General features: G+C 47.6%; 15 protein-coding genes. 2 read left to right on the top strand and 13 right to left on the bottom strand.

Annotated elements, in window-relative coordinates; all coding sequences use genetic code 11:
• Positions 1-11 precede the first annotated feature (11 nt).
• From AB4Z17_RS02040 to AB4Z17_RS02055, 4 genes are all read right to left on the bottom strand, one after another.
• The gene (locus tag AB4Z17_RS02040) at positions 12-1802 is read right to left on the bottom strand and encodes an ABC transporter ATP-binding protein (protein ID WP_441957843.1); all 1791 of its coding nucleotides are present in this window, start codon (positions 1800-1802) and stop codon (positions 12-14) included.
• Positions 1799-3562 (bottom strand): ABC transporter ATP-binding protein, encoded by a 1764-nt coding sequence (locus AB4Z17_RS02045; RefSeq protein ID WP_441957845.1) that lies wholly within the window; start codon positions 3560-3562, stop codon positions 1799-1801. Before AB4Z17_RS02045 ends, AB4Z17_RS02040 begins: the two co-directional genes overlap by 4 nt.
• Before the next feature lie 282 nt (positions 3563-3844).
• A complete protein-coding gene (locus AB4Z17_RS02050; RefSeq protein WP_441957847.1) occupies positions 3845-4624 on the bottom strand; it encodes a Cof-type HAD-IIB family hydrolase in 780 nt (259 codons plus the stop codon).
• 462 nt (positions 4625-5086) lie between these two features.
• A complete protein-coding gene (locus AB4Z17_RS02055; RefSeq protein WP_430055861.1) occupies positions 5087-5536 on the bottom strand; it encodes an SRPBCC family protein in 450 nt (149 codons plus the stop codon).
• A 117-nt stretch (positions 5537-5653) separates the two neighbouring features.
• On the opposite strand from AB4Z17_RS02055, the gene AB4Z17_RS02060 reads away from it, so the two are divergent.
• Together AB4Z17_RS02060 and AB4Z17_RS02065 are read left to right on the top strand one after the other, a co-directional pair.
• Positions 5654-6451, top strand: coding sequence for an AraC family transcriptional regulator (locus AB4Z17_RS02060; protein ID WP_441957849.1), 798 nt, complete (start codon positions 5654-5656; stop codon positions 6449-6451).
• Between the two features lie 185 nt (positions 6452-6636).
• Complete coding sequence (locus AB4Z17_RS02065) at positions 6637-7458, top strand: hypothetical protein (RefSeq protein ID WP_441957851.1); 822 nt, start codon at positions 6637-6639, stop codon at positions 7456-7458.
• Positions 7459-7523: 65 nt separating this feature from the next.
• On the opposite strand, the gene AB4Z17_RS02070 is transcribed toward AB4Z17_RS02065, so the two are convergent.
• The 9 genes from AB4Z17_RS02070 to AB4Z17_RS02110 form a co-directional block, all read right to left on the bottom strand.
• The gene (locus AB4Z17_RS02070; protein WP_441957853.1) at positions 7524-9104 is read right to left on the bottom strand and encodes an ATP-binding protein; all 1581 of its coding nucleotides are present in this window, start codon (positions 9102-9104) and stop codon (positions 7524-7526) included.
• 271 nt (positions 9105-9375) lie between these two features.
• Positions 9376-10503, bottom strand: coding sequence for a copper amine oxidase N-terminal domain-containing protein (locus AB4Z17_RS02075; RefSeq protein ID WP_441957855.1), 1128 nt, complete (start codon positions 10501-10503; stop codon positions 9376-9378).
• An 86-nt stretch (positions 10504-10589) separates the two neighbouring features.
• A complete protein-coding gene (locus AB4Z17_RS02080; protein ID WP_441957872.1) occupies positions 10590-11726 on the bottom strand; it encodes a bifunctional cystathionine gamma-lyase/homocysteine desulfhydrase in 1137 nt (378 codons plus the stop codon).
• Position 11727: 1 nt separating this feature from the next.
• Complete coding sequence (locus AB4Z17_RS02085) at positions 11728-12651, bottom strand: PLP-dependent cysteine synthase family protein (protein ID WP_441957857.1); 924 nt, start codon at positions 12649-12651, stop codon at positions 11728-11730.
• 288 nt (positions 12652-12939) lie between these two features.
• The gene (locus AB4Z17_RS02090; protein ID WP_441957858.1) at positions 12940-14994 is read right to left on the bottom strand and encodes a hypothetical protein; all 2055 of its coding nucleotides are present in this window, start codon (positions 14992-14994) and stop codon (positions 12940-12942) included.
• Positions 14981-17206, bottom strand: a complete 2226-nt coding sequence (locus AB4Z17_RS02095) for a GH92 family glycosyl hydrolase (RefSeq protein WP_441957860.1) — start codon at positions 17204-17206, stop codon at positions 14981-14983. The genes AB4Z17_RS02090 and AB4Z17_RS02095 overlap by 14 nt, the downstream gene beginning before the upstream one ends.
• Positions 17207-17320: 114 nt before the next feature.
• Positions 17321-17968 carry a hypothetical protein gene (locus tag AB4Z17_RS02100; protein WP_441957862.1) on the bottom strand — a complete coding sequence of 216 codons (648 nt, stop codon included), beginning with the start codon at positions 17966-17968 and terminating at the stop codon, positions 17321-17323.
• 64 nt (positions 17969-18032) lie between these two features.
• Positions 18033-20066 carry a hypothetical protein gene (locus AB4Z17_RS02105; protein WP_441957864.1) on the bottom strand — a complete coding sequence of 678 codons (2034 nt, stop codon included), beginning with the start codon at positions 20064-20066 and terminating at the stop codon, positions 18033-18035.
• A gap of 290 nt (positions 20067-20356) precedes the next feature.
• Positions 20357-24737: S-layer homology domain-containing protein (locus tag AB4Z17_RS02110; protein ID WP_441957866.1), on the bottom strand; the 4381-nt coding region annotated here is incomplete at its 5' end.

The following is a 24737-nucleotide window of genomic DNA, read 5'->3' on the forward strand; positions in this document are numbered from 1 at the left end:
TGATCATCCCCTTACTCTTCTGCTGCTTCCATATTTTCTTCTTCCCATAACAATCTCATTTCCGCTGAAACCGCAAGCAAATGCTGTAGACTGCCTTGCGCTTCTATTTTCCCATTTTTCATGACGATAATATGATCGGCACGTTGCAAAGCGGCTTTGCGGTGGGAAACAATCAGGCATGCCGCATGCGGCGTCTGTTCCACTCGTTCCCAAAGCAGCTTCTCTGTCGTCACATCCAGCGCGCTCGATAAGTCGTCAAATACGAGCAGCTCCGGCTCACGAACGAACATGCGGGCAGCCGCTGTACGTTGTGCTTGACCGCCAGACAGCTTCACGCCGCGTTGCCCAATCATCGTTTCGAGTCCATGCTCAAGCTGCAAAATATCTTTGTCCAGCACAGCGGTGTGAATGGCTTTCTGCGTGCGGCTTGGTACATCTGGCATACCAAGCAAAATATTCGTTTCAAGCGTTTCGCTAAACAAATTAGGAACCTGCGAGGTATAGGCGCTGCGCGGCGGAACAAAAAAAGAATCCGGATCTGCTACGCGCTCGTCATTCCACCAAATTTCTCCCGCCTGAGGAGGCAGCAGCCCAAGCACAGAGCGGAGCAGCGTTGTTTTGCCTGAACCTATCCGCCCCGTTACAACGGTGAAGCTGCCTCTTGTCAGCTCCATGCTTATATCATCAATTCCTCTGCCGGAATCCTTATGCCGATAGCTGAGTCCCCGTACTGAAAGCGTACGAAATGGAGCCTCCTCCTGCTCCTTTGAAGCGCGATCGTTTTCAGGAAATGCACCGCCCAGCTGCAAGCGGGTATGCTCGGTAAGCTTTTCGGTTGATGCGCCTTGCAGCAGCTTCACCATTCGCTTAAACGAAATGCCTGTTTGCTGCAGCGTAGCTAAAAATCTGCCAAAAAACGCAGTGAAATCGGTCACGAACGTTAAATAATAAACGAATAATGCAAAGTCACCGACGCTCAGCTCCGAGCGCTGCATTGCAGAAGCGCCCAGCAGCAAAATAAATCCTGTTCCTATATTCACGATATTAGAAAATACCGAATCAAGTATTGATGTGAATAATCGATCCTTAAGCGCAGCCTGCCTGCGCTGCTTATTCAATAAGCGAAGTCTGTCGATAAACCGTTTCTCCGCGCCAGCAAGTTGAATGGCCTGCACCGAGCTGAACATTTCACCGACCATACCCGTGACTTTGCCCGTAGCATCGCGGCTGGTAGCACGGTAGGCCTGCAGGCGCTTGGAAGCAAGCTGGGTGACTGATACAACGAGTATAAGCGGCAGAAATACATAACAAGTAATGCTGACGTTAACCCGCAGTAAAATGAAGATTGCCGCTGCCGCAAATAACAATTTGCCAATAAAATCAAGCGTCCAGCTGATGGCATCCTCTGCTTGATTGGCATCGTCTCGAAATTGTGTAACGGCCTCGCCTGGAGAGATCGGAATGGCCGCCGCTGCCGGCTGACGCAAAATCCAGCGCAGCATGTTCCACCGAAGCAAAGATCCCATGCTAAAGCGGTGGATCGTATCCGTCAAAGCACCCGCATAGATCGTAACGATTCTCGCGACAGCTACAGCCATTAACAAGATGGCTAGGTTTGAAGCGCTAAGCGACCAGCTGGCATGACCTGTGAGCGAATCAAAAAATTGCTGAATGATTAAGCCGGGCAGCAGCGGGAATAGATGAATGGTCGCCCAAAGGATAGCATTGGCAGAATAGAGAACCGGGCGATAGCAAATAAGCCGCCACATCGCTTGCACCGTTGTCATTTCTTTGCTGTTCATACAAGCACCTCCACAGCGCCGGTTTGCAGTAATTGGTATAGCCTTGAGCTTGGATCAGCCGCTAATTTCGATCTATTGCCGGATTCCACGGGCGTTCCAGCATCTAAAATTAGGATGTCATCCGCTCGTTTAATTGTAGCAAGCCGGTGGGCAATAATAATGGCAGTGCGCCCTTCTAGCAGTTTATCGATTGCCCTCTCAATATGCGCTTCCGTAGCAGGATCGAGCCTTGAAGTCGCCTCATCAAGAATGACGAGACCCGGATTAGAGAGAAAAGCACGAGCAAATGCAAGCAGCTGCGCTTCTCCAGCCGACAAACCGCTTCCTCCTGAGGCCAGCTGAGTATCCAGCCCTTCGCCAAGCGAAGCTAACCAGGCGCCCAGTCCTAAATCTTCTAATACATCATGCAGCCGCTCATCCGAAATCGTTGGATCGTAAAGCGTGAGATTATCTCGCACGGTCGCTTGAAACAGCTGAATATTTTGAGATACCATCGCGATTCGGCCTCTCAGGTCAGCCAGCGTATAATCCCTAATATCTGTACCGCCCAGCTCAATAGACCCTGCTTTCACATCATAGAAGCGAACAAGCAGTCTGGCCAAGGTACTTTTACCGCTCCCCGTTCGTCCAAGCAAACCGAGCACTCGACCGGGCTGAAGTTTAAAATCGACATCGTAGAGCACTCGCTCCCCGTCCCCGTCCTCACCTGTGTAAGCGAATGCGACATTCGAAAAGCTTACTGAAAGCGCGCCTTCAGGCATATCAGCCGCTATCTCTTTCTCTTTTAGCTTAGATTCCGTAGCGATTAGCCCGCTAACCCTTACAATACTAGCATCCGCCCGTTGTAAATCTTGAATTTGTGTACGGATTTGCTCAAGCGGATGATTGAGCAGCTCGGTATACGTAAAGACCAAATAAATCGTGCCAAGGCTCATCGAACCCGTTGTCCACAAATATGCGCAATATAATAATGCAAGTGACCGGCCAAGCGTAAATACAAAAATAGTGGATACCCACATCGAATATCCGCCTATGCTTGCTTTCAGCGTAATCGGAAATATTTTGCGGAGCAGTCCATGAAATCGCCTCATCACAAATTCGCTTGCTCCATTTGCGCGTGTATCCTCTGTTCCCGCCAAATGCTCGCCAACAAACCCATAAAACTCCGCTTGTACTTCGCTTGATTTCACCCAAAAAGGCGAAAAAGCCGTTCGTATTCGTTGAAGCACGAATATCGTCAGTACGACGAAAACCGTCATGCCTGCCCCTAAGCGCCAATCCTCGCGGAACATCAATACGAGTACACCTGCTATGAGCAGCAGATTCGCAACCAACACAAATATGAAATTGGAGAAAAAATGCGACAGCTCATTCACATCGCCATCGATCCGCTGAATTAATTCACCGCTCGTTCTCTCCTTATGAAAGCTCTGATCGAGGTGCAAGCAATGCTTCGCCAAATCACCTCTTAGCTCATTCGTTGCTGTCCAGCCGACTTGTTCTCCAATATAGCCTGAGGAAACGCTAGCGAGCTGATGCATAAGCGCAACCGTAATGAACAGCAAAGCGCTGCCGATAAGATCATTAATCTGAATGCCAGGCTGCAGCGCGCTATCAATAAAATGCCGTATGATTTGCGGATTCCAAAGCTGCAAACCAATGCTGGCAAGCAGCAGTACAGAGAGCAGAACGAGCTTGTGCCGCTCATGCTTTAAATAAGTGCTTAACAGTCTCCAATATTGTTTAATGGGGATATTCATTTTCTATTGCCTCCAAACACACCATCCATATATTTCATATTTATCTTAAAATGAGGAGAGGACTGGTGGCAAGGTAAAGAACAGTTATAGCCGCTTAGCACAGAAAGCGATTATTAAAGGTTATAACGGGTAAGGGGCTAAAAAGGAAGCGAAAGGATTCCGCCGTTTCTATCTGAGGATGTAGATTCAAGTGGCTACTAATAAGAAAAAGCTAACGCTATAAGTACGCGCCAGCTTTTTTTGTTTACTTCTATTTTTGCATATACTCACACAAATCCAGTATTATCCCTTTAACAAACCAGCCTTGATTAATCCGTTGCGAATCCCCTGATCATCCACATGCGTTGTCACATAATCTGCGAATGGCAGCAGGTCTGGATGCGAGTTGCCCATTGCGATGCCTAGGCCTACTGTCTCCAGCATTTCAATATCATTCAAGCCATCTCCAAAAGCGACCGCATCGGCAGTTGTGTAATCAAGTTTCTCGAGCAATGCCTCAATTCCTTGAGCTTTGGAGCCGCCTGCGGGAAGAACATCAATCGCTTGAGGGTGCCAGCGAATAAGCTTCAGCTCGTCATGCAATTCATCATACAGATGCTCGTCGTGGCTCTCACAGTGTAGAAACACTTGAAAGATATCGTCCGTTTTCCAAAATTCCGGATTATAGCCTGGCAGATCTACCTTTAATGAATTTACCGAATCTATAATAAAGGGATGATCCTCTTTGTCCGCAAAAAAGTTATGCTCCCCTTCAAATACGAGTCCATGATTATGCTCAGCTGCAACCTTTACAAGTCTCTCCAAACGGCCTTTTTCGATCTCTCGTCTGTATAGCGGAGTTCCTTTGTACACAACGTATCCGCCGTTTAGACATACGAATGACTCAATGCCAAGCTGCTCAGCAAGCGGCTTTATAAAGTAAGGCGCTCTTCCTGTTGCAATAACCGGCTCCACTCCACTTTCCTTCAGCTCCGCAATAGCTTTGATCGTATCTGCCGGAATTTCCTTATGCTCATTAATTAGCGTGCCATCGATATCAAAAAAAACGATTTTATACCCCATTCTCTGTTCTCTCCTATCCGTTGTCGCAGACGTATGACGCCTGTCCTTTTTATACAGTATAAAGAATTAAGCCATGAAAAGAAATCTTTCGCCTTATTTTGCAAGCTCTACCCGCCATTGAAAGCTTTACCTCACAGCGCGCAGCGTGCAGTGTGCAGTGGTGCAGCATGCCACTTATCATCTAACGGACATAGGATCCGCTATTTCATGAAATAAAGATAAAAGTGGCGGGGTAACGGACATACGATACGCTAATCGGGCGGATTGGGGTGTCAAATCAGCTTTTTAACCCAAATAAGGGCCTATATGTCCGTAAGCTAAGCAATTAGAGGGGAATTCCGCAAAATAACGCATCTCATGTCCGTTGAACTTATTGCTGTTAAGAGTTTAAACAAGCGTTTACCGAATTCAACAAAAAAATAGCACCAGCGGCTGCTGATGCTACTAAATTTTTTAATATCGTTACCAACCATAATCCAATCCCTTGCCCGTCTCAACAAAGGTTTTCAAATTGCTTAGAATCATCCACCACTGACTATCCGTCGTTGGAATCGAAGGATGGTCTTCAGTAAATTGGTCATTAACCAAAGTCAGCTTCGTCGTAGCCCCAACCTCTTCTAGAGTAAAAGTGATCCTTGACTCCAGCTCCGCATGATTCGACCGATAAGAAGGACCTGGATGCTCCAAAAAGCTAAGTATTTTGCTTGGCTCATATGCTAAAATAGTACCATAAATATGAACGGTTTCATCGCCTTCCGTACCTGGCCCAACATATTTAAGCGATGAGCCTACTTCGAAAGTTGATTCAATAATACAGCCAAAAAATGTTTGACGCGTTCCCTCAGGCGATACGAAGGCATCCCATACCTTCTCGGGCGCTGCACCAATATAAAACTCATATTTAAACTCCATGTGTTGCACTCCTTTTTCTATTTAAAATGGTTGATGTTTTCTACTCGTAGTATAAAACTATCTGCTAGGATCGTATTGTAAAAACGCGACAAATTGATCAATAGGAGTGATATAGTAATGAACACTATCGACCAAAAACGCAGTTTGGGTATTTTACAGCGGAGTGAGAGCGAGAAAAAATTTCAGCTTTCCCGTTATGCTCCTTCCGATCCTCTCCTTCCATTCATTAAGCATTACTGGATAATAAACTGGGATTTAGAAGGCCATGCTCCTTATTTTCAGGATGTCGTGCCGAATCCTTGCGTCAATCTCGTTATCGAAGACCACCAAAGCGGCATTTATGGCGTTGCCAGTCAAATGTATACGAAAAAAATTGAAGGCAAAGGACGAGTATTCGGAATTAAGTTTCAGCCTGGCGGTTTTTATCCTTTTCTAAACTCGCCTTTAGCAGAGCTTACGGACCAAGCGTTGTCGATTCAGGCTGTTTTTGGGACGGAAGCTATCGCGTACGAGCAGCAGCTAAGGTTGGCAGCAGATCCTGCTGGCATGATCGCACTTACCGAAGCCTTACTTCTACGTCAACTCCCGCAGCCGGATGAGTCGATTACACTCGTCAATCAGATCATCTCACGAATACACGAGGATCAAGAACTGACCAAGGTAGAGCAGCTATGCGAAACCTTCGATATTAACAAAAGGAAGCTGCAGCGTCTCTTCAGCCAATATGTCGGAATAACGCCAAAGTGGGTGATTAAGCTGTACCGGCTGCAAAATGCGGCGGAAGCGATCGATAAGAGCACTCATTATGATTCACTTAAGCTCTCAGCAGAGCTTGGCTATTATGATCAATCACATTTTATTAAGGACTTTAAATCCATTATTGGGAAAACGCCTGATGAATATGCAAAGCGATAAGCTTTGTAGTTTGCCTGCTGCTTAGCCAATTTGACTGAGGCTTAAATGATCCTGTATATTTATAAAAATTAATAAAATAAGCACGGCTTACGATGGAAGCACCCGTAAGAGAAGGCGTATACCGCCTATCTTGCAGGTGCTTTTTTTGCGTTGTTTGCCCAAAACCAAAGGAGGTTTTATCGATCATGCCATCTGCTTCCAAATTAACTGTAGTTTTGTTTGCGCTCTTGCTTGCGTTTTTCAGTCCAGCTACCATTGCTGCCGCACCGTATGAATTCAGCGTTACTGCCAAAACAGCTTTTGACAAGATGAAAGGAACCGCGGATAAAGGTACCTCTGCCAAGTTAACGTCTCAATACACGGAATTGCAAGAAATTCAGAAGCTGACCCTTGATTGGGATGTGCGGATAGACAAGCTCCATTACCAGAACGAGGAGACCGTTCTCGCTACTCGCAAGCGGATTAAAGAAGTTGGTGCGGAGAAGCTGGTTCAGCTAGAGGCAGCTGTCGTGCAAACCAAAAAGAAGTACGAAGCCCTATTCAACCTTTATGATTCCTTGAATCAACAGCTGAGCCTCGCCAAATCGTTCAAGGATAAGTGGCTTACGAATGCGCTGAAGCCGCAGGTCGAAACGACTAAAGCTGCCGTTCAGCTCGCCAAGCTAGATATACGCAGCAAAGAAACGGCGCTTAGAACAGCCAAAGCGAGCACCGCCAAAACGATAAAAGATTTGCGCGAGCTGCTGAGCGGCATCGACCCGCTTAAGGTGAAAATCAAAGCATCCAAGAGCACCATCAGCAGTATAAAGAAACAGTTCACGACGGAGACATCCATTTTGAATCAAGTGTTGAAAAAAGGCGATACAACAGCAACCTCAAGCTCTTTTACTCGCATGCTCGCTTACACAAAGCAAATTAACGAGCAGAAACAAAAAACATACACCTATGAGCAGCAGACGATGAGCATTATAGCTAAAGTCGACGCGCAAATAGCAGCTATCAAGTAAGCAAAGCACAGCAAAAAAGCGCGTCTCGGCATCCGAAACGCGCTTCCATTTATGATTCATCATCTTTATACAGTAGGGAGCCATACCTCAACAATAGTACCTACACCAAGCTCGCTGGACAACGATAATCGTCCCCCATGCGACGATACTATTTTATCTACAATCATCATGCCTAAGCCGTTCCCGTCCCGTCTTGTCGTATGGAACGGTTGTCCAATACGCCGCATCACTTCATCCGTCATACCTACGCCGTTATCGATAAATTGAATGCGTTGATAATTGTCCACCACATCGAGCTTAATGTTAACTTCTCCGCCGAAGGGCAGAGCTTCCATGCAATTTTTTAAAATATTTAAAAATACCTGTTTGACTTGATCGCGGTCGCATAGAATTTTTGTCTCGCCTACTTTTGCGCTCCGTATTTGAATGCCGTTCATCTCAAATTGAAGCTCGAACACCGATATGACCTCTTGTAAAATAACATCACAATCTTCTTCCTTATACTGAATCGCTTGCGGTCTTCCCAATATTAAATATTCGCCCACAATCGCATTCATCCGCTCCAGCTCTGACATCATCAAGTTGTAATGATGGGGATTMGTCGTTTTGCTGGATAATTGAAGCATGCCTTTAACTGTAGTCATAGGGTTTCGAATCTCATGCGCGATGCTGACGGCCAGCTGGCCTGCAAACACAAGCTTCTCACTATTGCGAAGAAGTTCTTCCGCGATCTTCATTTCCGTAATATCCCGCAAGCTGCCGACAACCCGCGTAAGCTGGCGCTCGCTGTCGTAGATAGGAACCACATCCAGCATGTAGTAGCGCAGCTTCTCTTCAACCAGAATAGATAGCTCGATCCCTACACAGTACTCACTGCGTTTCATAACGCGTTCAAAATAAGTACCAATGATGCCGACTTCAAATACACTTGTGCCTAAGCAGCCATTTTTTTCATGATCCGAACTGTTCAATATCGCAGCGCAGTATTTGTTTATTTCTACAATTGCACCCTGCGCATCGGCAATAATGACACCATAATAATTCGTTTCCAGAAGAACCTGATTTAAGATTTGAAGCTGTGTATTGTGTTTACGAAGCAGCAGCTCTCGCTCGATAGAATCAACGATTGTGCATAAAAGTGCAAGCAAATGAGGATGGGCAAACTGAATTTCCGTCATGATCGAAATCGAACCAAGCAGCTGACCGCTGTCCTCCATAAAAAAAGGAGCTGTATAACAAGCTTGCTGATGTAGTACTTTCTGATAATGATCTTCGCCTACGAGCTGAATAGGCAGCTGTTCACGCAAACATAGATCAACCGAGCTCGTACCGATCTCTTCGCAGTATCGCACGCCTTCAACAATACCTAGCTGGCGCACCTGATTAATAATAGAAGCGTTTCCTCTGAACTCAAGGATATACCCCTCATTGTCTGATATGGCAAGGAAAAAAGGGTCATCTGCAACGGTCGATAAAAATTTTTCTACAAACACGCTGATAACTTCAATCGTTTCTTTATAATGGCCCTGCTGAGCTTTAAGCTCCGCATCCGTAAACCGCTGGGTAAATATAGGCAGTTCATCACGATTAAGTCCATATTGCTCGCATTTTCGATGTGATTCTATGATTAAATCGTTATTTATCATATGGTATACCAATTAACCTTTCCAGGACAGCTAGCTTCCATTTTGTTGGACATTATCCAATATTCTAGTTTAACCTGGCATATTCCTTCCCAAATTCATTAAAAATCACTTATTATCTACAACAATCTCCAAAATCAGCGTCGAGACCCCAAAAAGCGACATTCCATTGCTCGAAATTTACACCAAATCAATCCTAAAATAAAAAAAAGCGATGCTTAATAGTTAAGAACCATTAAGAAATCGCTTTTTTCAATGTTATGCAATGTTATGATTAGCCCTTTGGCAAAAGCTCAATTTTCATGTCGTCGAGGTACAAAGTTGTCAGGCCCTCATAGCCGGAGTCGCTGCCCACAATGACATAAAGCTCACCCTTCTCGTTGGTTTGCAATGTTGCCGTATAATCCATGGCGACTGGCTGAAAGCCTTTCAGCGAATCATCCGGCTGCACCATGTTTCCAACGATCTTCATATCTTTGCCTTCGGTCTTCTGATTGCCTTTATCCAAATTCATTCGATAGTAATGATCGCCACCGCTATCAACCTTGACAGCTTGAGGCTCCTTGCTTACAAATCCTGCTTTAATGCTGACAGCCTCTCCAGGAGCGCCGCCAACCCCCATCATGCCGCCCGATTGATCCGTATACAGCTTAAAGGATAATGATGCTTGATATACCGTATTTGGCTTCAGCCCATCGACCTTCTTCGTCGCGAACATGAACAAATCATCGCTGCGATTCATCCCTTTAAGCTTCAGTGCGTAATTGGTCTTGTTATTCGCAAGGGGAAGCAGTTCTCTAGCATATTGCAGCTCGTAAATATCCGGATTGTAGTCTACTGGCAAATCGGCAAAAGCTCCCTTCCAGCCTTCCTCGCCCTGATCAAAGTTATAATGGAGCGATAGCGCAGCCTCACTCGTTTGTACGGTAACTTTTTTCTGCTTCGCGTCCCAGCTCGTTTTTGCTCCTAACAGCTGTGCCACCATTTTTGCTGGTATGAAGGTCGTGCCTTTAATAACAACAACTTTGGCAGGCAGCTTCACATTTTTAATGAAGCTCCCAACTACCGCATCGCTATTCTGAGTGAGAGTCACTGCAAGTCCAGCACGGGTTAAAATAATTTGTTTCGCTGCCGCATCCAATTGAATGTTTGCTTGCAATCCCTCAGCCAGCGCTCTGACAGGGACCATCGCAATGCCGTTCTGTAAATAAGGCGCCACCGCAAGCTTATGCTCTCCGCGGTAATCAATCGATTTGGTGCTTCCTATTTGAAATTGAAGAGGAGCAGGCGAAACGGCTGAAGCGCCATAAGCGGTTGCTCCGCTAGCTGCTGCACTAAGAAATAAAGCGGACGAAAGAGATGCTATCATGAGGTTTTTATTTAACAATTGTTTAAAGACCATTTGTCTACCATCCTTTGTTGTTAGTCTTTTGGTGCGTACCCAAACTAACGAACAAAGATGAATATAAGTTGCAATCGGCTAATTTTTCATGACTTAAGGCTCTGCTCTAGATCTTCAAGCAGATCCTCGCTGTCTTCAATCCCGACTGATATTCGCACTAAACCATCCGTAATGCCAAGCTGCTTCCGCCGCTCGCTTGGTATAGATGCATGCGTCATTCTCGCGGGAACGGAAATAAGGCTCTCTACAGCACCTAAGCTCTCGGCAAGCGTAAAATATTTTAACTTTTTGATCATCGCAGACGCTTTCTCTGCGCTGCCTACGTCAAATGATATAATGCCGCCAAAGCCGCGTGCCTGCCTCTTCGCAAGCTCATGCTGCGGATGGCTCGGCAGCCCCGGGTAATAGATGTTTTGAATGGTTTCCAAACGCGATAAATAAGCGACGATTGCTTCAGCATTTTCTTCATGAGCTTCCATGCGCAGGCCAAGTGTCTTCAATCCGCGGATGAGCAGCCACGAATCCTGAGGGCCAAGCACGCCTCCCGTCGCATTTTGCACAAAATGCAGCTCTTCTCCCAGCTTATCGTTGCTCACAACAGCCAGGCCAGCGACAACATCGCTATGCCCGCCAATATATTTGGTAGCGGAATGCAGCACGATATCAGCGCCTAGCGTTATCGGGGTTTGCCAATATGGCGTGCTGAACGTATTGTCCACAATGAATAGCAGCTGCCTCGCTTTGGCCCAAGCGGCTACACCTGCAATGTCCGTTACTTTAAGCAGCGGATTTGTCGGTGTTTCCACAAACAATGCCTTTGTATTCGTCTGAAGCGCCTTCTCCATATCTTCTAGGCTCGTCGTATCCGCAAAGGTCGCTTCAATCCCCAGTCGGCTGAGCACCTTCGTCACAATGCGATACGTTCCCCCATACACATCATCCGTCAAAATAATATGATCGCCAGCGCTCAGCAACGAAAATACAGCGTTAATCGCTGCCATGCCTGAGCTAAAAGCAAAACCTCTTGCACCTTCCTCTAAATCAGCAATATACTGCTCCAGTGCATGACGCGTTGGATTGCCCGTACGTGAGTATTCATAGCCTTTATGAACGCCGATGTCGTCCTGTTTATAGGTGCTCACTTGGTAAATGGGAACACTGACTGCACCTGTAAAAGGGTCAAAAGGGCTGCCTCCATGAATGAGCTTTGTTTTTCGCCTCAGCTTAAGCACCTCCGTTGTAAATCTGTTTGCTTAAGTACCGCTCACTGCCATCTGGAAAAATAGTAACGATTCGGCTGCCGGGCGCAGCTGCTTCCGCTTCAAGCAGCGCAGCATGCAGAGCGGCGCCCGATGAGCTGCCGACAAGCATTCCTTCGAGCTGCGCCAGCTCCTTCACCCTTGCAAAAGCATCCTCATCCTTTATCGTATGAATGGCATCGAAATAGCTGCTATCCATAAATGGAGCCAGCTTCTCCACGCCAATTCCCTCTATCCTATGCGGCCCTAGTGCTCCGCCGCCAAGTATGGAGCCTTCCGGCTCAACAATAACCGTCTTCACCTTTGGGCTCTGCTCCTTCAAATACTGCGCTGTTCCCATGAAGGTGCCCCCCGTTCCCGCTCCGGCAACAAACACATCAACCGTACCATTCAAATCATGCCATAGCTCGGGGCCTAACGTTTTGTAATAGGCTAACGGATTTGCTGCATTAGAAAACTGCCTTGGCGAATAGGAACCGGGTATTTCCTTCATCAGCTCTTCCGCCTTCTGCACCGCGCCTGCTATGCCAAGCTCTGTTGGCGTATTTACAACTTGTGCGCCAAGCGCCCTCATCAATTGCTGCTTCTCTATGCTGAATTTATGGGGGACAACAAAGATCGTCGATACTCCCCGTCCGATCGCCGCCAATGCCAGACCTATTCCCGTATTGCCTGCTGTCGCTTCGATAACGGTTCCTCCGGGCTTCAGCTGTCCGTTTGCGAACGCGGCATTCAACAGCTCGACACCAAGCCGATCCTTGACGCTTCCTCCCGGATTTTTATACTCAAGCTTCGCATAAAGCGTTACACCTTCTGGCAGCGCAAAACCTGTAAGCTCAACTAGCGGTGTATTGCCAATCAGTGCGTGGATATTGTGATACAACGCCATTTGCAATCCCTCCCACGACTCCTATTTCCTCCTACGCGCATCCTTTACTCGGGCTATACTCTTCATCATATGAACCTGCTTCTCTTTGTGTTTATGTCCCGTAAGCCTACTTTTAGGCGTTATTCAAGCCTACAAGCAAAAACGCCTTCAGCGTCCTCTGGATGCTGAAGCAGCTTTGACGGAGAAATATAAACCCTATATTAGCTAAAAAACTTATAAATTCTTATATTTTAAAAAAGGGGATGCTCCTCAAGTAGAAAAGTCTACTTAAGGAGCATCCCCTTATCATTAAGCCTCGCTTAGTCCCCAACCAATTGCATGTTTTGTCGTCTGTTCAAGCCACTCATTGCTTGCGAAGTTCGGAATGTCCTTTGTTACCGTAAGCGTCGCCTGTCCTTCAAAGCCGGGATGCGGGCAATATACAGCCGTGTTCTCCCACTTCTCCGAGCCATTTCTTCTAAAAAGCAAACGGTATTCATACAACCCAGGCCTAATCTGCTCTGACACGATCTGAACGGTTTTCTCAAAGGAAAATGTCGTGCGATAGCCTTCCAACTGGCTCATCGTACCTGCCATGAGAACAACAGGCTCCGCCCATTCCACCTCGCTCGAAGGATGCAAAATCAACTCGTATTCCATGCCCGGCTCGCCATAGACGATAAGAAGAATAGGCAATCCCACAACCGCAATTTTAGGCGCTTCCACAAATACCGGCTGATGTGTCGGCTCGAATAGCTCCGATCGCTCCCACTCTTCCTGCACCTCGCTAGCTCTGCGATAATGCCATATCCCCTCTATTGGCAAATCTACTTGATTCAGAAGAGCTGCTAAGCAGGTTTTTGCGCTTTGGAATGGGTCTGTACAATTGTTATGTCCGTAACGGTAGCCGATTTCATGCCTAACGTCCACGCCATGCCTGCGGGCGCGATCAGCCCACTCAAAGGACAGCCAGCTTGAGGTATACGCGTCATGCGTTCCGTGTGTCAGCCAGACCTTAGTCCCTTTGGACTTCAAGGCATGTATGATTTGATTCGACGCAGGGCTTCGCTCGCTCGCAATAAGCTCCATATCATCAGTACCAAGCAGCGTTGTGAAGAATAGATTGACTGCGCTGCGGCCGTCCGCATCCTGCCAGCCAGGCTGCCACGCGTATTTATAGCCCGTATCCTCGCAAACCGCGCGCCAGCATATCGGACAGGTAGGATTAAGCATTTCCTTAAAGGGTTTTCCAAAAGCGAGCGGCACATTATAGCAGATGGCATAACGAACGGAGTACACGCTGCTATTCGGATTACCCGCCGCAATTAAGCTTGTTATGCCTCCGCGTGAGCCGCCAACCGTCACAATGGCATTCCCATCCACGGCGAACTGCTCTATAGCGGTCAGGAACAGATCGTCCAAGTTCTCATACACAGAGCCGTGCATCGTTCTCGTACCGAACGAACCCCCGCCGTTCCATATGATGCCGACTGCACCTTTCCCTGTGTCCAATAACGTCAGGCCAAGCACGTTTAGAAGAGCTGGCCCAACGTTTGCGAACACATTTTCATTCTGATCATAAAACCCGCTGAATAAAGCAGGATACCTTGCTTCAGGTGTACGAGACCACTCCGGAGGAAGGATGTAGCTAACCATACTGCGATGCTCGCCTTGACCCGCAATACGTCCATGTACAAGCTGAAAGGCAGGTACTCCTTCTAGCTCGTCAAGTGCCGTCCCCGGATGGCGGAAAATGACTGGATAACCCGTAAGTTTCATCACTTCATCCGATAGCTTCAAAGCTGCTTCATCCGTCACGCGAACCACGCTATACGTCTCGCCAATATAGCATTCATAGGCTGGCGTCCTTTGATGCTCGCCGCCCTTTTCCCCTGCGAACAAAGCATAAGCATCCGTCCGGTAATAATAAGGACTGGCGATATCATTGTCCTGCAGCGGAAGTTCGACTTCACGTTCGCCCGTTTCCTCATGCAGTCGAAGAACGCCGATTCCATCGGTGCCGCATGCCTGTGGACCGCCTCTGCCGCCATTTAATGCGGCATTCCAATTCGTCACAATCGGAAAATCATTATTCAGCTTCTCTGTGACAATGGTATAAATGCCAGCTGTCGCCGATTGTATTCGAACAAGCCCGCGATAGAAATCCACCTGCTCTACTTCCAAAAACTCAACTTTTTTATCCGTATAACGAGCCGCTTTAATCGTTGCTTCGCTTTCCGTAAGAGCTGCTAAAAGCTTCGGGTTCACCTTTATATCTGCGAACGACGAGGTACCGTCAAGACTAGTAAACGAGCTAATAGGGACATAACGGCCAGGAGCAAAAATCAAATTATTCGGGCTCATAAGCAGCCTCATTTTTCATTGAGTATGGCAAAGCATTACTTAGTGTTACTGACCCAGAAGGCGCGTCTACCATATGGAATTGAAGCTCCGCTCCAGCCGCCAGCTGATCATGACTGATCGACAATTTATGCCACGGTTCGCCGTTTACACTCAGTTTATCCCAATATACATTTTCAGCGCCGTTGTTCTCCGCTTCAATGACAAGCTCCTTGCCGTTCTCCAATTGAATGGTCACTTTGCGGAACAAGGGGCTGCCCATGACATATTCCGGAGTTCCGGGACAGAATGGATACATGCCAAGCGCACTCCATATATACCACGAGCTGAGGCTCCCATTATCCTCATCGCCAGGCAGTCCATCAGGCCTGCTGCTGAATAGCTCTTTCATCGCTTTTCTCACCCAATATTGCGTTCGGGACGGCTTGCCGATTACGGTATAAATATAGGGAATATGAAAGCTAGGCTGATTGCTAATGGCAAACTGGCCGAAATCTATCGCAGCCATTTCCGACATTTCATGGATTTCCGTGCCGTACGTGCCCGTTTTGAACAACGGAGGCATCGTCATCAGTTCATCGAGCTTTTTCGCAAAAGCATCATTTCCGCCCATCAGCTCTGCTAACCCAGCTATATCATGCGGTACGGACCAGCTGCACTGCCAAGCTCCGCCTTCACAAAACGGGTTGCCCCACTGCAAAGGATCGAAGTGCTCCTGCCACTGCCCTTGCTCATTGCGGCCTTTCATGAAACCCTCGCCAGCGTCAAACAGTTTGCTATAGTTCGCCGCTCTCTCCATAAAGAAACGATAATCCTCCGCTTTGCCGAGGCCTTTCGCCATCTGAGCAATGCAGAAGTCACCGTAATAATAATCCAAGGCGTTGCTAACGCTTTCGTGGAAAAGATTATCGGGCAGATAGCCATATTCCAAATAGGCTGCCAATCCTTTTCGTCCATGCTTTCCATCACTTGATGCGAGTGTGGCATGCTTGCGCAGCCCCTCGTAGGCCGCTTGCACATCGAACCCTTGAATTCCTTTCACATAAGCATCCGCTATTGCAGCATCGATTAATGTACCCGGCATGGCACTTCGTTCCGCAGGCGAAATCCATTTGGGCATCCAGCCGCTTTCCTTATAAATATGAACCCATGCTTCTGTCATTTCACCCAGCATGGTGGGAAATAAAAGGCTGTACAGCGGAAGGCTCGTACGATAGATATCCCAAAAACCAATATCCATATACATAGGGCCTTTATGAACGTTACCGTCATATGCACTAAAATGTACTTGTTCCCCATTAGGGCTGTATTCATGCCATGTACGAGGAAATAGACAGGTGCGATATAAGCATGTATAGAAGGTGCTCATCTCATCCTTATCTTCACTTTCCACCTTTATTGTGCTCAGCCGTTGTTCCCAATCCTGTGCAGCTTGTTCCTGCAATTGCGCAAAGCTTAAATTCCCCAGCTCCTGCTGCATATTCCAAAGCGCCTGCTCATGGCTGATGAAGGAAGTGCCCAAGCGAACATTGACGATCCCAGACGCAGGGACAGCAAGTCCAGCGAAAGCGCCTACTCGTTCTCCCGCTCCTGCCAGCTGCTCGCACGCAGTGAAATCCCCATTAAATGTACCGCTTTGCTCATCCTGCAAATCACAATCAAAGTCCATAACAAAGTACATCGCAAAATTCTCATGTACTTCCCCGTGATGAGCACGAGTAAAGCCCGTCACGCGGCGATTGGCGCTATCAATTAAAATTGAGGATTCCCCTTCAAAAGGAGACACAATAACTCTGCAGTCCTCTCTCCTGTCGAAAGTAAATGTAAGGCGCGCACTCCTCATTCCCGGAACCAGCTCCAGCGATGCTTCGTAACGCGGAAGCCGAATTCGAAAATAATGCGGCTGCACGACCATTTCATCTGATCTATAGGAGGAAGCACGGGAATCCGCATCTAAATAAATGGGCCCGCTCTGCGGCATGAGAACAAGATGCCCGTAATCCCTTATCCACGGGCTAGGCTGATGCGTTAGCCGCAGGCCTTGAAATCTGCGGTGGGAGGGATGGTAAAACCACCCCGCTCCGTCCTCATGGGATTGCGGACTCCATGAAGCAGTACCCCAAGGCCTTGAAACGAGCGGGAGCGTATTTCCGTTCGAGAACGTATACACAGAATCCGTTCCTTGCAGCGGATTAACATAAGACAAATAGTTCATGGAAACGACCTCCGGGTAGTTGGCTAATGTTGATTTGGCCTGACATTTTCATCTTATGATAGCGCTTTATATCGTAGGATAACATCCGACAACCCTGCGAAATCGTTTGCTGGGCTATGGATTTTGGATGCGATCATAGACAGCGTGCTCAATGACTTCCACTGCAGTGCTTAGCTTTTGCTCCAGCTGCCCTTTGTACAACCGTTCCGCTTCATCAACCGTCAAGCCTGAACGCTCCCTCTGCTTTTCTTTGTACTGAAGCACCATATTGCTAAAGACATACTCATAGTAAGCATTCTCCTCGTATTGCAGAGGGCCGTAGATGAGCTGCTTCTGCTCTGCTGCTTTTTTGCGGCGGTTATTTTCCAGCACCCAATTCTCTCGAAAATCTATATAATCAATACGCTGAACAATACCCTCGTTTTTCGCGATGATTTGCTGCATTTTTATTTGCACGGCTTCATCTAGTGCTGCGGCTTTAAGCCAATCCATTGGTTTCTCTTTGCCATAAATAGTAGTCCAATAATTCGCACTATCCTCTGCTTGATAATTGTCATAAAAATATCGAACAGCATCACTTCGTTTGCGCTGCATCATAATCGAAAGCTCACCGTATCGAATCGGTTCTCCATTAACCGTAGCCACAATTTCTTGTACATTTATATTAGACAAGTCCGTCTCAGCCACGGTATTTTCAGAGCAGCTCGCAAGAAATAGGACAGCTAGAAATAGCAACAAACCAATGAAGCGTTTAACAAGCATATTGTCACGCCTTTCTCAAAGAAATGGAAGAGCAGCAGGAAAAGCTGCCCTTCACGCTGCAAAGCTACTTCGAAATGACAATCTGGCCGAGCTGCGTTCCCCATGCGGATGAAGTATCCGAAAACTCCACCTTTAAGTAATTGGTGCCAGCAGGCAAATTAGCTGCTGGCGTATACTGCGTTGCCGCCCAGCCCGCACCAGTTGCCACAGGCGTCGTATAGGCGCTTGTAACAAGCGTCCAAGTTGTGCCATTCGAAGAAGAATAAAACTTCACCTTAGCGAGGTTAATATTAAATTCATAAATGCTTGCTGAGAATTGCACCATATCTGCATAGTTGTATACAACGTAGCCCGTTGCAGTTGAACTGCGTTTAAAACGTGAAGTATCCCCGTTAAAATAAGAGGGATTTGTTGCATCAAACGTCATGTTGGTTGAGTGCGAGCTCGAAACGCTCCAATCCATTGCATCATCTATTAATTGAGTAGGCGCTGTAAACGTACCGGCTTCATGGAAACCTCGGCTTGGAACAGCTGTATTTGACACTATGTTTCCGAAATAATCCTTACCGCCATTGCCGGCAACGAGCAGCCCGCTTCCAGCCGCTGGAGATCCGCTTTCAAGCTTATAACCATCTGCTGAGCTTAAGCCCGGCGCACTGCCGCCCGCACTCACAAACAGCGGATCAGAGGTCAGCTTATGGGCATCTGCCGGTTCACTGGCAGGATGATTGCCGTAAAACAAATTGTAATCAATAGTCGCTCCTACGCTTGGATACGAATAAGTACCTGTACCCATGTTGTAAATGACATTGTTTCTAAAGCTCCATGTCCCCGGCGTATTCGCATCACAGCCATCGCAATAGATCGGATTTTTCAGCCCCGAACCAATATAGATCGTGTTGTTGTAGATGTTAGTTCCCTCTGGAACACCATATGAGAAGGTAATGACCCCCTTTTCTCCGCCATACGCATCATTAACACTTAGGTTATAGCGAATTGTACTCGTGTTCGTATAAGGGCCCATCAACAGTATGAACCCGCCTTCGTTGTCATGACTGTAATTATGTTGGACAATCGCTCCATAATGACCCAGATCGACGTCAAAACCTTGCCCGTCCGTATCTGTCGTTCGAGTGCCGTAAGCCTCGTTATATTGCACAATCGTACCGATGGAACGAGTAGGCCAAATTCCGGCGCTTGCATTCATATTAAAGCCCGCAATCATCTTTTGCCCCGCTCCGTTTGCCACATTGTATTGAATAATAGAATCCTTAAAACCAAAAACAAGAATGCCATCGCCATCTGTATAAGATACGCTATTATTTTGTACCTTTAAACCGGTGCTAAGCTGCGAAGCAACAACGACTGTCTGATCCCCAACATGATAGCTGGCATCCCAAATGTTGATGCCATTTCGACCGACATGATCCACCGTGTTGTTCTCCACAATTACATCGTTGAAGCCGTCTGTGTTTCCGCCAGCAAACATGCTTATTCCGCCGTTTGTATGCGGGGCGACCGCTCCGCAGTTGAAGCATCCATTCACATCATGCACGTAGTTATTGGCGATTCGAAAATAATTGAGCTTGCCTCCCCCATTTGATTCAATGTAAATGCCATGCCGGGGGACGCCTCCTGTCGTTGCTGTGCCAGAATTGTCTAATCCCGAATTGTTCGTTATTTCCAAATTTTGAATAACCCAATATTGCTGATTAACGAGGTATACCGCTGCTCCAGAAGCGATACTGCCGCCGTTAATCAACGGACGATTGCCTGTGCCATATGCGTCGATCGTAATGGGATTGCCGGAGCTTCCTGAACCTAGCGGATGCAGCTGTCCGTTCCAGCTGCCCCCTCTTTTGAACAAAATTTTGTCCCCAGCCTGGAACGTCACCGCATTCACTTTCGCTAATGTCCGCCATGCGGTTCCCGTGCTTGTGCCGCTAGCCGTATCACTTCCTGCAGCAGAGTCTACATAATACGTTGCGTTTGCCGCATAAACCCTGTCGGTTGCACTCGGCAGCCATAACCAAGGTATAAGCAGAATAGCGATCAAAGCCATTGTTCCTAATCTTCGAGCCTGCTTAATCAACAACATTTCTTTTTCCTCCTCAATAGTCGGTATAAAGAACGTTTATCCCTGTCCTCCTTTTCTGCATAATAGCGTTCTGAAAGCAAATTCACTTTCGTACGCACTACAAATGTAAGCGATTCCATTTTATTTGATTAGGGGTCAATGCTGCGAAATGGTTAAGTAGGCATCCTTTTTTGCTTAATTTCCTTCAAAATCCTTGTTCTCCTTGCAAATTTCCAGCAACCAGCCGATTTTACTATAGAAAAAAGACCGCCCTCCTGTTTTTCAACAAGAGAGCAGTCCTTTCAACAAACCTATAACCCCATCAATCGGTAAATAACTGCTGCTGCTTCCGCGCGGGTAGACAAGCCTTTTGGTTTGTATGATCCATCCTCGTACCCTTTGATGAATCCCGCCTGCTGCAAAACAATAATTCCCTCCAAAGCGTAACTGCTTATTTGGCTCTGGTCCTTAAAAATATCCGATTCGCCAGCCGCTTTTGGCAGCTTCACAACCGCCCCTATTGCGCGGAAGGCAATGACAGCCATTTCCTCACGGGTAATGACGTCCGATACGCCAAACGAGCCGTCTCCTTTTCCGTTTACAATACCCAGTGCCTGAGCCGTGGAAACCGCAGCATAATACCATGCTTCCTTACGGACATCCGTAAAGCTGCTAGACCCTGCAGCAGCAGGTGCCAAATCGAGGGCATTGACGAGAAGCTGAACAAACTCGCCGCGGGTAATGGAACGATTAGGCTCAAACCTGCTCTCCCCCACGCCTTTCACCATTTCACGAGCTGCTAAAGCTTCAATAATCGTCCGCGATGCAGCTTTGACGTCTGTAAAATGTACATTTGCATAGGCAGCTGCGTAACGGCTAGAAAGATTAGTCTGGAAAGTTACCGTCCCCGTAACGGAGTCGTATTTTATTTGTTTCACCGCTTCTACACGGCCATCTTCTAGAATTGTATATACAACAACCTGATGAGCCTGCTCATCTGGCTTCAGCTCGTATTTCATTGTCGCCGTCATTGGCGACTTCGAATCAAACTTGCGGGCAGCTGCTCCATCAGCTTTAACGGTGAAATCGTAAATCGGATTGCCTTTCCATTTTTGCTGCAAACTTTGTGGAAGCGAGGCATCTCCTTGCTGGACAATTGAGATCTCCACCTGCTTCGAGCCAGCTGGAAGGCTACCTAAGAGAGCTTCTACTGGAATGGAAAGCGATGCGCCATTTGCTGTGACGATTATGGTTTTCGCTTTATCGTTCCCATCCTTTAGCGCTGCTGCGGAAATGTGAATGGCAGCACCCTTCGCATATGCTCCAGACGGTACCACATTAATGAACAATTGCCCGTCTTTCGCCCCTTCGAGTGCTTTGTTAAGCTCCTCGTTGGAAATATTGATTTGAGCAATCCCCTTGTCGATACTAGCTCCTTTTGCTGTAATGATGCCCTTATCAATCGTGTTCAAGCTGCCATTGCTGCCGCTGCCGCCTGTGCTTCCCCCTGGTGTCGGTGGAGTGACCGTTGCTTTAGCCAGCAGCTGGAAGGTACGGAATAGCGCTGGGTCCTTCACTCCGCCAATACCCGAGCCCCACTCGATATATCCTTTGCGGCCTGCACCGTCATTATCGTTGACCAGCATCGAGAAGCTTAATGCTTGATTCGCAGCGGCTTGGATCGGATAAAGCTCGCTCCAAGGAAGCTTCAGCTCATAGGAAGTTATCTTCGTCTCTTCATTTCGCGTTACGTTAAGCGTCCCGTTCGTTACCGAACCTGTTGCTTTGCCTTGCATTGTAAGCCAGCGATAAATTTGCGGCCCGTCCGGCGTCTGCGAAATGCCGTATTCATACCAGGACTGGCTCTCGCCGGGAACGCCAGGCGCTACGCTGAACTGAATACCATCGTTTTGCCAAATCGAGCTGCCGGAGGCTGCATGGTTAAACACATCATCTTTAATGCTTGCTGAGAGATAGAAAAAGCCTTCATCCCAGCGCAGCTTGGCTGTACCGCTTAAGTCATCGTCGCCTTGAAAACCTGTGATCACATTGCTGCCATTCGCCAAATCAATCGTTATAGGCTGGCGGCTGTCCGTTTCATGCAATATACGGTTAAAATCAATCTCTTTTGTGATATGAATGTTCTCATATCCGGCAATTTCAACCTTCAAATCAAGTGGATATTTAACCCCTTCAGCCAAGCCCGGCAAAGGAATAACATACGTCGATTGCCCGCTTGGCGCGACGATAGGGACTTTCGTATCCGTGCCGCTGATTGTGCCGAGACCCGAACCTTTGCCAACCTCCCAAGCAATCTTTCCAACCGTTAAGCTGTCTTTTTCAGAGCTGTTTACGAACTGAAGACGGAGCGACTTGCTGCCGCCATCGTCGGTAATTATCGGTATGACCTTCAAGCCTTGGAAATACAATCTCAAATCATCGACAGGCGGCTCCGGCAGCGTCGCCGGATTTAAGCCTGCTCCATTATAAGCGCCAATATTCGGAGCTTCCGTGCCCGATACCGGATTACCCCAATAATCAAAACCGCCATTGTCAGCAATGAGCGTGCCAGCACCCAAAGCAGGAGAGCCGGCTCTTAGCTTGTAACCATCAACCGTGTTCCAGCCTTTGCTGCCGCCGCCTTGATAAACGAGCATCGGGTTAGCCGTAACTTTGTTCGGGTCAGCAGGCTCATTGATCGGATGGTTGCCATAAAACAAGTTATGGTCAAAAGCGCCATTCATGCCCGGCACATGATAATCGCCTGTTCCAAGATTATAAATAAGATTGTTTTTGAATGAAAAAGCCGCCTGCAGGTCCCCTGCTTCGTTCCACTCATGATCCATAATTTTCGTATTTTGACCTGTTCCGATATAAATGCTGTTGTTGTAAATTTGCGTATTAGGCGAAACTCCGCCCGCAAAGTTAAACGTATGAGTCAGGTCGTTTTGGCTGATGTTGTATCTAACCGCATTGTTTGAAGAGCCGACCAGAACGCCGGGTGTTAAGCGCGCATCCACAAAGAGAATAAAGCCGCCTTTATTGTCATGGCTGTAGTTGTATTGAACGACGCTGTTGTTCGTATCAATATCTAGATTGAAGCCTTGACCGTCGCCTTCCGGCTTATTCGTATTAAAGGATTCGTTAAACTGCACCACATTATTTTTGCCTCGAGTCGGCCAAATTGCAGCCGAACCGTTAAACTCACCAACCTCAGAGTAATTGCCGCCGCCTTCTGCCACATTATGTTCAATTAACGCGCCATCGACGCCGAAAGTAAGAATGCCGTCGCTGTCGGCTTGCTTCACATAGTTTTGACGGATTTTCACGCCAGTTGAAGCGAAATTCTGCCCATTCCAGCGCTGATCCCATACGACAATGCCCGTTCGTCCAATACGCTCCACCGTATTTCCTTGAATGAGCACTTGATCGAACTTATCCGTTGCGGTGGTGCCGCCTACATATACGGAAATGCCCCCAAAGGCATGTGGTCCGCCCTCTGCTCCTGATTCGGTCGGATATCTGAAGCTGCTGGATACGTCATGCACATAGTTATCCAAAATCTGAATGTTTGTCAGCGTACCCGCGTTTGCATTTTCAACAAGAATGCCCTCTCGGTACGTCGTTCCGCGTTCAGCGGCGTAGTTGGTTACCTCCAAATTTTGAATAACGACGTTCGAAGAATTGCGAAGATATACAGCGCCCCCGGCCATGCCGCCGCCGTTAATGATTGGCTTGCTGCCGCTGCCGTAAGACGTAATCGTTATCGGCGCTTCCGCTGTCCCGCTTCCCTTGGGATACAGCCGCTCGTTCCATACGCTGCCTTTTTTAAGCAAAATGCGGTCACCCGCTGCAAAAGTCGTATTATTGACATTCGCAAACGATTTCCATGCCGTGCTTTGCGATTTGCCGTCATTGCTGTCGCTGCCAGCCGCGGCATCTACGAAATAATCGCCATCGCCACCTGTGCCGCCGCCGTTTCCAGGCACCACATTCGCAAGCGTTACAGAGCCCAGCTGCATGAGCCAATTCGCCAGATCGCCAGATAATTCTACTTTCAAATAATTAATGTCTGCGGGCAGCGGATCAGCCGGCGTATATGTAGCCCCTGACCAAGCCCCGTCCCCGGTCGATTCAGGCGTATCATGCACAGCAGCAAGCTCTGTCCACACCGCGCCATCCGGCGAGCCATAAAACGTAATAACGCCCGTTGAACCTGCGAAGGAGTGAAGCCTTGCTGCAAAATGCTTAATGCCATGCAGATGATAAACGACTAACTCATCCGATACGGCCGTTCTCACAATTCTAGAAGCATCCCCGCCAAAAAAAGCCGGATTCGTGTTGTCAATCGACCAATTAGCCGTAAACGAAGYAAGCTTGGAAATGTCATCAAGCTTATCGTCAATCGTCTGAGGTGCCGTTGACAGATTGGAAACCGTAAACGATCCAAGCTGCATAAGCCAAGTATCGATGTCTCCGCTCACTTCAATTTTCAAATAATCGATTCCGCTTGGCAGGGCTCCCGAAGAGCTGTATTCCGTTCCATACCAGCCGGAGCCTGTTCCTACAGGATCTGAATATTGAGAAGGAATTTCTGTCCAAGCAGAACCGTCCGCTGAGCCATAGAACGTAATGACCGCAGTTGATCCGGAGAAATAATAAGCTTGCAAGGCAAAGGACTGAATGCCATCC

It is taken from the genome of Paenibacillus sp. TAF43_2 (assembly GCF_052113545.1).
In the GTDB taxonomy this organism is placed as follows: Bacteria; Bacillota; Bacilli; order Paenibacillales; family Paenibacillaceae; genus Pristimantibacillus.